The organism is Clostridium saudiense (assembly GCF_000577815.1).
Classification (GTDB): domain Bacteria; phylum Bacillota; class Clostridia; order Clostridiales; family Clostridiaceae; genus Clostridium; species Clostridium saudiense.
This window is the reverse complement of sequence record NZ_CBYM010000036.1, coordinates 1-13,212: the sequence shown is the minus strand read 5'-3', so window position 1 is coordinate 13,212 and position 13,212 is coordinate 1. Positions and strand designations below refer to the sequence as shown.

Annotated in this window: 13 protein-coding genes, 1 tRNA gene and 1 riboswitch; of the genes, 5 read left to right on the top strand and 9 right to left on the bottom strand. The window is 28.9% G+C overall.

Features of this window, described 5'->3' with window-relative positions; genetic code table 11:
• The first annotated feature begins 100 nt into the window (after positions 1 to 100).
• Positions 101 to 172 (top strand) — tRNA-Cys (locus TY07_RS13945).
• A 92-nt stretch (positions 173 to 264) separates the two neighbouring features.
• On the opposite strand, the gene hslO is transcribed toward TY07_RS13945, so the two are convergent.
• The 3 genes from hslO to TY07_RS13930 form a co-directional block, all read right to left on the bottom strand.
• Positions 265 to 1,149, bottom strand: a complete 885-nt coding sequence (gene hslO, locus TY07_RS13940; RefSeq protein WP_042401290.1) for an Hsp33 family molecular chaperone HslO — start codon at positions 1,147 to 1,149, stop codon at positions 265 to 267.
• 13 nt (positions 1,150 to 1,162) lie between these two features.
• Positions 1,163 to 1,903 (bottom strand): class I SAM-dependent DNA methyltransferase, encoded by a 741-nt coding sequence (locus TY07_RS13935; protein ID WP_042401287.1) that lies wholly within the window; start codon positions 1,901 to 1,903, stop codon positions 1,163 to 1,165.
• Positions 1,904 to 2,021: 118 nt separating this feature from the next.
• The gene (locus tag TY07_RS13930) at positions 2,022 to 2,273 is read right to left on the bottom strand and encodes an alpha/beta-type small acid-soluble spore protein (RefSeq protein WP_042401284.1); all 252 of its coding nucleotides are present in this window, start codon (positions 2,271 to 2,273) and stop codon (positions 2,022 to 2,024) included.
• Positions 2,274 to 2,457: 184 nt separating this feature from the next.
• Positions 2,458 to 2,630, top strand: a riboswitch (Lysine riboswitch).
• Between the two features lie 150 nt (positions 2,631 to 2,780).
• Here TY07_RS13930 and TY07_RS13925 point away from each other — a divergent pair.
• The 4 genes from TY07_RS13925 to TY07_RS18400 all read left to right on the top strand — a co-directional run bounded on the left by TY07_RS13925 (position 2,781) and on the right by TY07_RS18400 (position 5,729).
• A complete protein-coding gene (locus tag TY07_RS13925) occupies positions 2,781 to 3,776 on the top strand; it encodes an aspartate-semialdehyde dehydrogenase (RefSeq protein ID WP_042401281.1) in 996 nt (331 codons plus the stop codon).
• A gap of 10 nt (positions 3,777 to 3,786) precedes the next feature.
• Positions 3,787 to 4,665 carry a 4-hydroxy-tetrahydrodipicolinate synthase gene (gene dapA, locus TY07_RS13920; protein WP_042401278.1) on the top strand — a complete coding sequence of 293 codons (879 nt, stop codon included), beginning with the start codon at positions 3,787 to 3,789 and terminating at the stop codon, positions 4,663 to 4,665.
• A gap of 14 nt (positions 4,666 to 4,679) precedes the next feature.
• Positions 4,680 to 5,432 (top strand): 4-hydroxy-tetrahydrodipicolinate reductase, encoded by a 753-nt coding sequence (dapB, locus tag TY07_RS13915; RefSeq protein WP_042401274.1) that lies wholly within the window; start codon positions 4,680 to 4,682, stop codon positions 5,430 to 5,432.
• 132 nt (positions 5,433 to 5,564) lie between these two features.
• Positions 5,565 to 5,729, top strand: coding sequence for a hypothetical protein (locus TY07_RS18400; protein ID WP_172676180.1), 165 nt, complete (start codon positions 5,565 to 5,567; stop codon positions 5,727 to 5,729).
• A gap of 32 nt (positions 5,730 to 5,761) precedes the next feature.
• Here TY07_RS18400 and TY07_RS13910 read toward each other — a convergent pair whose 3' ends face one another.
• The 6 genes from TY07_RS13910 to TY07_RS13885 form a co-directional block, all read right to left on the bottom strand.
• Positions 5,762 to 7,417 carry a peptide ABC transporter substrate-binding protein gene (locus TY07_RS13910; RefSeq protein ID WP_042401260.1) on the bottom strand — a complete coding sequence of 552 codons (1,656 nt, stop codon included), beginning with the start codon at positions 7,415 to 7,417 and terminating at the stop codon, positions 5,762 to 5,764.
• A 99-nt stretch (positions 7,418 to 7,516) separates the two neighbouring features.
• Positions 7,517 to 8,497, bottom strand: a complete 981-nt coding sequence (locus tag TY07_RS13905) for an ABC transporter ATP-binding protein (protein WP_042401249.1) — start codon at positions 8,495 to 8,497, stop codon at positions 7,517 to 7,519.
• A complete protein-coding gene (locus tag TY07_RS13900; RefSeq protein ID WP_042401246.1) occupies positions 8,497 to 9,504 on the bottom strand; it encodes an ABC transporter ATP-binding protein in 1,008 nt (335 codons plus the stop codon). The genes TY07_RS13905 and TY07_RS13900 overlap by 1 nt, the downstream gene beginning before the upstream one ends.
• A gap of 12 nt (positions 9,505 to 9,516) precedes the next feature.
• On the bottom strand, positions 9,517 to 10,485 hold the full coding sequence (locus tag TY07_RS13895; protein WP_042401243.1) for an ABC transporter permease: 969 nt from the start codon (positions 10,483 to 10,485) through the stop codon (positions 9,517 to 9,519).
• 14 nt (positions 10,486 to 10,499) lie between these two features.
• A complete protein-coding gene (locus TY07_RS13890; RefSeq protein WP_042401238.1) occupies positions 10,500 to 11,417 on the bottom strand; it encodes an ABC transporter permease in 918 nt (305 codons plus the stop codon).
• A 481-nt stretch (positions 11,418 to 11,898) separates the two neighbouring features.
• Entirely contained in the window at positions 11,899 to 13,032 is a 1,134-nt protein-coding gene (locus TY07_RS13885; RefSeq protein ID WP_042401235.1) for a pyridoxal phosphate-dependent aminotransferase, read from the bottom strand.
• Between the last annotated feature and the right edge of the window lie 180 nt (positions 13,033 to 13,212).

Sequence of the window (13,212 nt, the reverse complement as noted above, 5' to 3'; positions counted from 1 at the left end):
CATTAAATTGTTGATTATTATTTATATTTTATAAATGCTAATTAATTTTATTTTATGAATATTTTATATAAATTTGCATATATTTAATTATAAGTAATTTGGCGCTATAGCCAAGTGGTAAGGCAGAGGTCTGCAAAACCTTTATTCCCCAGTTCAAATCTGGGTGGCGCCTTTTTAACTATATAATCATAAATAACCATAAGCTATAACTCTTTAATTAAAAAAATAAAACCAAGTATTAAAATACTTGGTTTTATTTTTTAACTATTTACTAATTTTTGATAATAGTTCTCCTATTTCTTCTTTAGTAAATACATATGTCTTATTGCAGAAATGACATTTTAATTCTTCATTTTTTCCATCTTCATATATTTCTCTTAAATCTTTTTCTCCAATAGAAATTAAAGCTTTTTCTACCTTTTCTCTTGAGCAGTTACAGTAAAATTCTGGAGTCACTTCTTCAAGTATTTTTAAGTCCATGTCTCCGAAAATATACTCTAGTATATCATCCATGCTCTTTCCTTCATCTAACATTGTTGTTAAAGAAGGAATTTCCTCTAATCTATAAGTTATTATATCAGCTAAAAATTCATCTGCTCCTGGTAACATTTGAATTATGAATCCACCAGCTACCTTAATAGAATAATCCTTATCTACTAAAACTCCTAATGAAACAGCTGATGGTGTTTGTTCAGAAACAGTGAAATAATATGCTAAATCTTCAGCAATTTCACCAGAATGTATTGGTACTTGACCAACATATGGATCTTTCATGCCTAAATCTTTAATAACCATAAGTGTTCCATTTTTACCTACATATCCACCAACATCAAGCTTTCCATTTGCATTTAACGGTAAATCACCATAAGGATTTCCAATATACCCCTTTACTTTAGCACCTTCATAAGCAGTTACAACTACTCCTTCCGCATCTCCGCCACCATTTATTCTTAAAGTCATTACTTCATTTTCAGACTTTAATGTAGCTCCTAATAAGGCCCCTGCTGTTAACATTCTCCCTAATGCTGCTGAAGCTACTGGCGTACATTCATGTATAACTCTTGCATCTTCTACTAAATTAGTAGTTGTTCCTGCAATTATTCTTACCATTCCATCTTTAGCTACTGCTCTAATTATTTTATCGCTCATATTTGACCTCCAACTATTGAATTTTCTTTACAACATATACTATTCTCTCACTATTTGCTTGTACATTATCATTAGAATATCCATCAAATTTATTAATAAGCTTAAAATCTAACTCTTCTAAGATACTTTCTAACTGAGACTCTTTATAAGCCCTTTCAAGATGTTCTTCTTCAAATCTTTCATATAATTCTCCCTTTTTAACAAAGAAAGTTAAAAACATAGATAATAAGTCATCTTCAAAAACATTTTCCCAAGTATAAAAAACATCTTCCTCACTATATGTATAAATATTATTACCTAGTATCTCTGATAATTTATAATACGAATTAACATCAAATATAAATAATCCGTCATCTTTTAAATGTTCATATACACCTTTAAAATAGTTTTTTAAACCCTCTATATCTGTTACATAATTTGTAGAATCTAATACCGAAGTAATTAAATCAAACTTTCTATTTAAAGAAAGCTCGGTCATGTCTTGACAGATTATCTTACCTTTAATACGTTCACTTTTTAACTTATCAAAAGCCTCTCTAAGCATATCTTCAGATAAATCTACTCCGTAAATATTTTTAAAATGTTTTGCTATTCTTACTGTAACATTACCTGTACCACATGCTATATCTAAATAATCATTAAATTCTATATTATTTTCATTACAAATTCTTAATATACAATCTACCATTTCATCATAATTTATATCTTCATTTATTAATTCATCATATATCTTTGCAAATTCTCCATAAGCCATAATATCCCCCCTCACTTCATTAAATTGTGAGAAAATCTTATAATAATGTAAATTATAATACAAAAAAATAAATTTCTATGTTTTATATTACTATGATACTAAATATTAAGTCAATCCATTATTTTCTTCCTAAAATCTGATCATTAGTTGGTAACTTTAATTCTTTTTTTCTTTTTGTCATAATTCCACCTATTCTACCTGTTTCTTCAGCAGTTAATCCTCCCCATCCACACTCATCTACTTTTTCACTTAAGCCTAATTCTTCTGCGATTTCATATTTTATCTTTTCACGCATTTTTTCTTGTGGTGTAAGTTCTTTATTAGTCTTAATTTTTGACTTTATTATCTTCTTTAATGGTGTTTTACTCATGAAAATTCCCCCTATATAAAATTTATAAAAATATTTTCTCCTATATCTTTTATATTTATACAAAATACGCTGTTACAATTTTGTAATACATTCATATAATAAAATTAAGTATATATGAATAAATTACTAAATATTCCTTGAAAGTTTTGTATATAAAAGGTATAATCTAAATCATATAAGTTTATAAATAGATAGAGGTGCGGTACTTAAGAGTATTATTATGGATTTAAGCGTGTTAAAATAATAGGAAAGGATTTATCGCCGAAGTATATAGCCTAAGCTTTACAGCTATATAACTGGGGGTATGTATAATATGCATATTTCTGTCACATTTTTATGTGGTGAGCTATCATTTAAGGATTTTTTGTATTTATATGTACAGTATACCTTGAGTGATAACTCAAGGTTTTTTTAATAGTAAATTTAATCTTCCTAAATTTGGACAGAATATTTTCTATTATTAAATTTATATATGCAAATATTAAGAGTAAAAAAGGGGGAACCAAAATGTACAATGTTGCAATTGTTGGTAGTACTGGTAATGTAGGTAGAAAATTTTTAGAAATATTAGAGGAAAGAAATTTCCCTATTAAAAATCTATATCTTTTTGCTTCTCAAAGATCAGCAGGATCTTATTTAGAATTTAAAGGTCAAAAATATATAGTAGAAAATACTTGTGAAGAAAATATCAAAAATAAGAAAATAGACATTGCATTATTTTCAGCAGGTGGAGATACAAGTTTAAAATTTGCTCCTATTTTCTCATCATATGGAGCAGTTGTTATAGATAACTCAAGTGCTTGGAGAATGGACAAAAACGTTCCTTTAGTTGTTCCTGAAGTTAACCCTGAGGATTTAAAAAATCATAATGGAATTATTGCTAACCCAAATTGTTCTACAATTCAAGCAATGGTACCATTAAAAGCTTTATTAGATAAGTATGGAATAAAAAGAGTTGTGTATTCAACATACCAAGCTGTTTCAGGGGCAGGAATGCAAGGTATAGCTGATTTAGAAGATGGTTTAAATGGAGTTGCTCCTAAAAAATTCCCATACCCAATAGCTGGTAACTGTCTTCCTCACATAGACGTATTTTTAGATAACGGTTATACTAAAGAAGAAGAAAAAATGATTAACGAAACAAGAAAGATTTTACACGATGAAAATTTAAGAATAACTGCTACAACTGTAAGAGTCCCTGTTTTAAATAGCCATAGTGAAAGCATTAATGTTGAATTAAATAATCCATTTGAAATAGAAGATATATTTACATTATTTGAAAATACACCTGGATTAACAGTTTATGATAATGTTAGCGAACTTAAATATCCAACACCGTTAGAAGTCTCAGGAAAAGATGATGTTTACGTTGGTAGAATAAGACGTGATTTTAGTATAGATAATGGATTGAATTTATGGGTTGTTGCAGATAACATAAGAAAAGGAGCAGCATTAAATGCTGTACAAATTGCCGAAGTATTAATTAATAATAACTGGCTTTAGGAGGAATATAATGTCAATTTTTAAAGGCTCAGGTGTAGCTATAATTACACCTTTTAATGAAAATGGTATAGATTTTGAGAAATTCAGAGAATTACTTGAATGGCATATAAAGGAATCTACTGATGCTATTATCGTTTGTGGTACAACAGGCGAAGCAACTACAATGACAGAAAAAGAAAAGAAAGATGCTATTAAATTCACAGTTGATACTGTAAATAAACGAATCCCTGTTATTGCTGGTACTGGTGGAAATAATACCAGAACTTCTATAGAAATGAGTCTTTATGCAGAAAGTGTTGGTGTTGATGGTTTACTTGTTATTACACCATATTATAATAAAACAAATGCTGAAGGATTATTTATGCATTTCAAAGCAATTAACGATGCTGTAAAGACTCCAATAATACTTTATAATGTTCCAAGTAGAACTAATATGAACATTACAGCTGAGACATTATTAAAACTTACAGAGCTTAATAATGTTGTAGCAATAAAAGAAGCTAGCGGAAACTTAAGTCAAATAGCTAAAATGAAAGCTTTATGTGGTGGCAAAATTGATATTTATTCAGGCAACGATGACCAAGTAGTTCCAATAATGTCACTAGGCGGAGTTGGCGTAATTTCTGTTGCAGCTAATATCGTTCCGAAAACTATTCATGATATGTGTAAATATTATTTAGAAGGTGATTGTTCTAAAGCAACAGCTTTACAATTAGAATATTTAGATTTAATTAACGATTTATTTATTGAAACAAATCCAATCCCTGTAAAAACAGCTATGAATATTATGGGAATGAATGTTGGCGAATTAAGATTGCCTCTTTATAAAATGAATGACAAAAATCAAGAAACTTTAGTTAATACACTAAAGAGACACAAATTAGTATAGAAGGAGTATATTTTATGGTTAAAGTACTATTAAGTGGATGTTGTGGAAAAATGGGAACTGTTATTACTAATTTAGTAAGTGAATTTCCTAATTTAGAAATTGTTGCTGGTATTGATAAATTTCCTAAGGAGGAAAAATATCCTGTATTCACTACACCAGATGATGTTAATATAGAATATGATGTTCTTTTAGATTTTTCTAACATTAGCACTTTACACAAATTATTAGAATTAACAGAAAGAACAAAAAAACCTTTAGTAATTTGCTCTACTGGTTACAATCAAGATGATTTAAATTTAATAAATGAAAAAAGTAAAACTTTACCTTTATTTAAATCAGCTAATATGTCTTTAGGTATTAACCTTATTAACTCATTATTAAGAAAAGTTACTCCTTTATTATATGGAAATTATGATATTGAAATAATTGAAAAACATCACAATCAAAAATTAGATTCTCCAAGTGGTACTGCATTACTTTTAGCTGATACTATAAAAGAATCAATTTCAGAAGAAACTCACTATGTTCATGGTAGAGATGGGCATAAAAAGAGAGAAAAAAATGAAATAGGAATTCATGCAGTTAGAGGTGGATCTATAGTTGGAGATCATGATGTAATATTTGCTGGAACTGGTGAAGTTATTGAGTTATCTCATAAAGCTATTTCAAGAGATGTATTTGCTATCGGTGCTTTAAAAGCATGTGAGTATATGGCTACAGTATCAGAAGCTGGACTATACAATATGGATGATGTTTTAGGTTTATAGAAAAGAGCTACAAAAGTAGCTCTTTTTATTTTGCTTTTAAATTGCTATGAAAGATTTGGATATATATTTCTTATTACTTTTGTATATACTAAGCTTGTAAATTATATATTGATATTTAGGAGGAATTTTATTATGCCAAAAGATAGTCAACCTGATAATAAAGTTGCTAGAATGGAAAAATGCAATTATCAAACTCCAATTACTGAAGAAGGTCATAATCATAATCCAAATTTAAAACATAAGTCTGTAAAAAGAGAAGGAGTTTCTAGCAATCATTACAATCCTGCTGGAAATTAAAAAGAGAGTCATATTTGACTCTCTTTGATTAATTATTCTTTATATGCATATTTGAAAGAAATTTTTCCTAATGTAGAAATTCTAACACCTTTAACATTTTCGTTTGCAGCTGTTACTGTTGTATAGTAATAGATTGGTAATATTGGCATTTCATCCATTAATATATCTTCAGCTTCTCTTAACATTTCAAGTCTCTTTGCAGAATCTGTTTCAACTTTTGCAGCAGCAATTAATTCATCATATCTAGCGTTGCTAAATCCGCAATCGTTGTTTCCTCCACCTGTAACCCATAAATCTAAGAATGTCATTGGATCTATATAATCCCCAATCCATCCATGTCTTGCAATTTGATAATCACCTTGTTGTCTAGTATTTAAGAATACAGCCCATTCTTGGTTTGTTAATTCAACATTTACACCAATTTCTTCCCAGTTTTGTTGGATGATTTGGCATATATCTTTATGAGCACCTTCTGAATTGTACATTAATTCTATAGTTGGAATCCCATTACCATTTTCGTAACCAGCTTCTTTTAATAATTCTTTTGCTTTTGCTATATTTCCTTCCATATCTGATGGATCATAATATTCTTTTGATGCAAAATCATTACCATTTTCATCTGTAATACCTTGTGGAACAAAGCTATATGCAGGAATTTGTTCTGCTTTACCAACGTTATCAATTATTTCTTGTCTATCAATAGCAAGATTTAAAGCTTGTCTAACTAATTTATTGTTTAAAACTTCTTTAACATCTTCACTTAAAGTATCTTGCTTACCAACATTGATTGCAAAGTAATAGTTTCCTAATTTAGGGTTAACATGAACTAACCCTTCTTCTATACCTGGTTCAATTTCATTTGTTGGTACAGAGTTAACCATATCAAAGTTTCCAGCTTTTAATTCTGAGTATGCAGTAGTATCATCTGTAACTAATTTAAAAGTTAAAGATTCTAATTTAACACTGTCTTTATCCCAATAGTTTTCATTTTTTTCAAAAACTAATTGATCTTTCATATCCCATTGTACTAATTTAAATGGACCATTTGAAACATAAGTTTCAGGGTTAGTTGCCCATCCTTCTGGATTAGCAGAAACTATATCTTCTCTTAAAGGAACATATGTTGTAAATGCTAATAATTGTGGGAAGTATGCAGTTGGAGTTTCTAATGTAACTTCTAATGTTTTTTCATCAATTACGTTAATTCCAACTTCTTCTGCTGTTGCTTCTCCATTATAAAACTTTTCTGCATTTTTAATGTAGAATAATTGATAAGCATATTCAGCAGCTGTTTCTTTATTTAATGCTCTTAACCAAGAGTACTTAAAGTTATCTGCTGTTACAGCTTCTCCATCAGACCATTTAGCATCTTCTCTTATTTTGAAAGTATATACTAATCCATCTTCAGAAACTTCCATACTTTCAGCTGTACCTTCTACTGGTTGATCATTTTCATCAAGTACCATTAATCCTTCAAATGCGTTTAAAATCATAGTTCCAGCACCTGAAGAATTGTTTAATGTTGGGTCCATTGTTTCTGGATCCTCACCTAAATTAAATACCAATTGTTGGTTAGAAGAACTACTTCCACTATTAGATGAGCTATCGCCACAACCAATAAATAAAGAAGTAGCTAATGTTGCAGCTAATACAACTGCACATAACTTTTTAAGTTTTGAACTTTTCATTGAAATTTTCCCCCTTGTTTTTCTTTATCTAAATTGCATTTCTGCAATGTGATAACTTTTGTATGACTGATTAAATTATAATTTAATCAGTCTAATTAATTATTTATATAAATGACAAGCAACAAAATGTCCTGGTTCAACTTCTTTTAATTCTGGATTAATTTCAGAACATACCTTCATTGCATCTTTACATCTACCTTTAAATCTACAACCTGGTGGAGGATCTATTGGTGATGGAATATCTCCTTCTAAAACTATTCTTTTATTAGCCTTTGCTACCTTAGGATCAGGTATTGGAACTGCTGATAAAAGTGCTTTAGTATAAGGATGTTTTGGATTCATATAAACATCATCTGCTGGACCTTTTTCTACCATTTGCCCTAAATACATAACTCCAATATGAGTTGATATATGTTTAACCATTGAAAGGTCATGTGCTATAAATAAATAAGTTAATCCAAATTCTTCTTGTAATTCTTCAAGCATATTTATAACTTGAGCTTGAATAGAAACGTCAAGTGCTGATATTGGTTCATCACACACTATGAAATCTGGTTGAACTGCTAATGCTCTTGCTATACCAATTCTTTGTCTTTGTCCACCTGAGAATTCATGAGCATATCTATTAATGTGACTACCATTTAAACCTACTTTATCTAATAAATATCTAATTCTATCTTCTCTTTCTTTTCCTTTAAATAACCCATGAATATCAATGGCTTCACCGATAATATCTCCAACAGTCATTCTTGGATTAAGTGATGCATATGGATCTTGGAAAATCATTTGCATATTTTTTCTTAAAGATACCATCTTCTTTTCACTTAAACCTGTAATATCTTGTCCATTAAAAATTATTTGACCTGAAGTTGGTTCATATAACTTTAAAATAGTTCTTCCAGTAGTAGTTTTACCACATCCTGATTCTCCTACTAACCCTAAAGTTTCTCCCCTTTTAATTGTAAAAGAAACATTATCTACTGCCTTAACAAAGCTCTTCTTTGAAAATAATCCTTTGTTTGCAGGGAAGTATTTACAAAGGTTTTTAACCTCTAAAATAACGTCATTTTTATTTTCCATTATTCTTCCCCCCTTATTGGTGATTCAACTTTTGGTGCATTTTCATGACATAACCAACATGCTGCTCTGTGACCTTCTCCTACTTCAAATAGTGGTGGTTGTTTTTCTTTACATATTTTCATAGCATAATCACATCTTGCAGTAAACGGACATCCAACAGGTGGTTTTAATAAATCTGGTGGTTGTCCTTCAATAGGAATTAATTTTTCTTTTAATTCGCTCTTTGGATTTGGAACACTTCTTAAAAGTCCCCATGTATAAGGATGTTTTCCTCTATAGAATATATCCTCAGTAGTTCCTTCTTCAACAATAAGTCCACCATACATAACATTAATTCTTGAACAAAGATCAGCAACTACTCCTAAGTCATGTGTTATTAATATTATTGATGTATCTAACTTGCTTTTTAAATCTTTCATTAAATCTAATATTTGTGCTTGTATTGTAACATCAAGTGCCGTAGTAGGTTCATCTGCAATAATAAGCTTAGGTTCACAAATTAAGCTCATTGCAATCATAACTCTTTGTCTCATACCACCTGAAAATTCATGTGGATATTGCTTTAATCTTTTTTCTGGACTAGGAATTCCTACCATATCAAGCATTTTAATAGCTTTTTCATTAGCTTCTTTTTTAGATATCTTTTTATGCTTTATTAAATGTTCAGTTAATTGATCTCCTACTGTGAATAAAGGGTTTAATGATGTCATTGGATCTTGGAAAATCATAGACATATCATTTCCTCTTATTGTTTGCATCAATTTTTCAGTAGGTTTTGTTATATCTTTATCATCAAAGAAAATTCTTTCAGCATCTATTTTTGCATTTGCTCCTAAAAGCCTCATTATTGTCATCATTGTTACTGACTTACCACATCCTGATTCACCAACAACTCCAAGAGCTTCCCCTTTTTCTAAATGAAATGATACTCCTCTTACAGATTGTACATCTCCAATATGAGTCTTAAATGATGTTTTTAAGTTTTTAACTTCTAATAATTTACTCATATGTTTCTCCTCCTATTTTTGATGCTTTGGATCTAAAGCTTCAGTTAATCCATCACCAAATAAGTTAAATGCTAAAATGATTAAACAAATCATAGCAGCCGGGAATAATAATTGATAAGGTTGAGTTGTTAATAATCCCTTTGCATCATTTGCTAATGTTCCTAAAGAAGCAAGTGGAGCGTTTAACCCTAAACCTATGTAACTTAGGAATGCTTCAGTAAATATAGCTGAAGGTACAAATAATGTCATTGTTACTATGATTGAACCTAAACAGTTAGGAATTAAATGTCTTAATAATATTCTTGTTTTAGATGCACCTAATGTTTTAGCTGCTAAAACAAATTCTTGCTGTTTAAGTTGAAGGATATCTCCTCTAACTATTCTAGCCATACCAACCCAAGATGAAATAGCCATTGCAACAATAATTGCAAACATACCACTAGATCCATCTTTCTTTAAAACGTTCATTAATAATACTACATATATTAATGTAGGAATTGAATATAAGACGTCTACAATTCTCATCATTATATTATCAACTTTTCCACCTAAGAAACCTGCAATACCACCGTATAAAACCCCAATTACAAGGTTTAAAACTGATGCTGCAAAAGCAATAATTAATGAATATCTTGCACCATACATAACTCTTACAAATAAATCTCTACCTAAATTATCTGTTCCAAACCAGTGTTGTGCATTTGGCCATAAATTTGAAGCAGTTTTATCTGTAGATTTATAAGTAAATCCATATAACTTTTCAATTAATATTGGTCCAAATATTGCAAATATAATAATTACTATAATCATTACTAATGAAAATAATGCAACTTTATTTTGTTTTAATCTTCTCCAAGCATTTGCCCAATAACCTACGCTTGGTCTTATAACATCATCAGCTTTTTTCTCTTCAGTACTTAAAGGAGAAAATAAATCGCTATCAATGTTTAAATCTAAATTTTCTGCCACTACGTTTTTCATTATCTCTCCCCCTTTTATGCTTCAAGTTTAATTCTTGGATCTACTACAACATATAATAAATCAACAATTAAATTACAAATTACTATAAATGTACAATAGAAAGCTAAAACCCCTAATAAAGCTGTATAGTCTCTATTTGTTATTGTTAACGTAAACTCATTCCCTAATCCTGGAATAGCAAATATCTTTTCAACTACGAATGAACCTGTAAGTACCCCTGCAGTTAAAGGTCCTAAATATGTTACTACTGGAATTAGTGAATTTCTTAATGCATGTTTAAATATAATTTTTCCACCACTTAACCCTTTAGCTTTTGCAGTTCTAATATAATCTGATTTTAATACATCAATTAACTTATTTCTTGTTAATCTAGTTATAAATGCCATAGAACTTCCTGATAATGCTATAACAGGCATTATATAATTTTCAGGTTTGCTAATACCTGTAGCTCCTAATACTTTTAATTTTACTGTAAATACAAATATCAATAATGATCCGATAACAAAACTCGGTATCGTAATTCCCAGAGTGGCAATTATCATACATATCCTATCAGGCCATTTATCTGCATTTAATGCTGCAACAACCCCAAGTAAAATACCAACAACTACAGATGCAACAATAGCAACTGCTCCGACTTGTGCTGATTTTGGAAAACCATTTTTTATTGTATCAATAACTTGTCTACCTTTATATTTCATTGATTGTCCAAAATCACCTTTTAATAAACCTTTCATATAGATAACATATTGTTCTCCCATAGGTTTATCTAATCCATACTTTTCATTTAATACTTCTTTCATTTCTGCAGTAATTTTTTCGCCTTCAAAAGGTCCTCCTGGCATAATTCTTACAAGAAAGAACACAATTGTTATTACTGCCCAAATTGTAACTATACTAGTTAAAATTCTTTTTCCAATATACTTTAGCATTTGTGTACAACCCCCATCCAAATTTTTTAAAAGTTAAATGTTAACAATTTATATTAATTATAATACATTTATAATATTTGTCAAAATACATCGTTAAATATTTTCTATTTAAATTAATATATTATTAAATTTACTGCATATTTTTTTGCAATATGATAAACAAGTTTTCACCATTTAGACAACGTTTACATTTACTATTTTAGCCAATTTATCCATTATAACATATATTATTACACTTTTTTCATTGGAAATTCTATTAATAAATTATTAACTATTTTGATTTCAAATTTTAAAACAGAAACAAACATTTTCTTTTTTTTATACCACCTATGACGGACATTTTTAAATATTTATTGTATTTTTTTACATTAATATACTTATACATTTAATAAATACTTTATAATAAAACAAAAAAGACATAGGTCTACATATATAATGTTTAACAAAACCTATATCTTTTAAATATTATTGCTAATATGCTCTAAAGCTTTTTAATAAATTTTTCTAACCTATTTAACGATTCATTTAGTTCTTCATCAGAGTAACAATAAGATAATCTTAAATACCCTTCTCCACCATTACCAAATGCTGTACCTGGTACACAAGCCACTTTTTCTTCATGTAAAAGTCTTAATGCAAATTCTTCAGATGACATATTGTACTTTTTAATTGAAGGAAATACATAAAATGCTCCCTTTGGAATAACTACATCTAATCCTATTTCTTTTAATCTATTAACTACAAAATCTTTTCTTTTGCTAAAAATACGCTTCATATATTTTACATCATTTAATCCATATTTAAATCCATCATATACTGCCCATTGACAAATTGATGGTGCACATGAAACATTATATTGATGTACTTTAATTATTTCATTCATTAAATATTCGCTACATGCATAATACCCAACTCTTAATCCTGTCATAGAAAACATTTTAGAAAATCCACCAACATAAATTATCTTTTCTTTAATTTCTTTGCATTGTGCTACACTATAATATTCTTCATAACATAATGCTTCATAAATCTCATCAGTAATAACAATAACATCGTTATCTTTAATAACTCTTACCAGTTTTTCTTTTTCCTCTTTAGATAATACTGCACCGGTTGGATTACTAGGCAATGATAATACTAAATATTTTATATTCATATCTTTTATTTTATTTTCTATATCATCTATATTTATATTAAATTGCTCATCTAAAGAATAATTAACTACTTCACCACCTAAAATAGCAACTATACTTTCATAAGCTGGATAAGCCGGTGTCGGTATTAAAACTTTATCATTTTTATTAATTAATGCTGTAAATATGTTAAATAATGCCTCACTTCCACCAACAGTAATGCATATTTCATTTGCATTATATGAAATATCCTTTGTATTTAAATATTTACTTATTTCATTTCTTAATTCATCTATACCTAAATTACTTGTATATGTTGTTTTATTTTCATTAATAGCTTTAATTAGTCCATCTTTTATTGCTTTTGGTAATTCAAAATCCGGCTGACCTAATGTTAATGAAATAGCTCCATCGACTTTTTGTACTTCATTATAAAATTTTCTAATGCCTGAGATTTTAACATTTTTCATATTAACATTCATTAATCGTGCCCCCTTAATCTTATTTTAAGTATTTCTTCTTTAAGTAATTTTATAGTAAATAGCCTAGTCAGTAAAGTTTTTTCTACTATTTTACTAATGTCTCTTTAAAATACTCTTTATTTCTATTATAATTATATGTGCTCAGGTAAAAATTTGGGGCATAATGCGAATCTGTTAAGC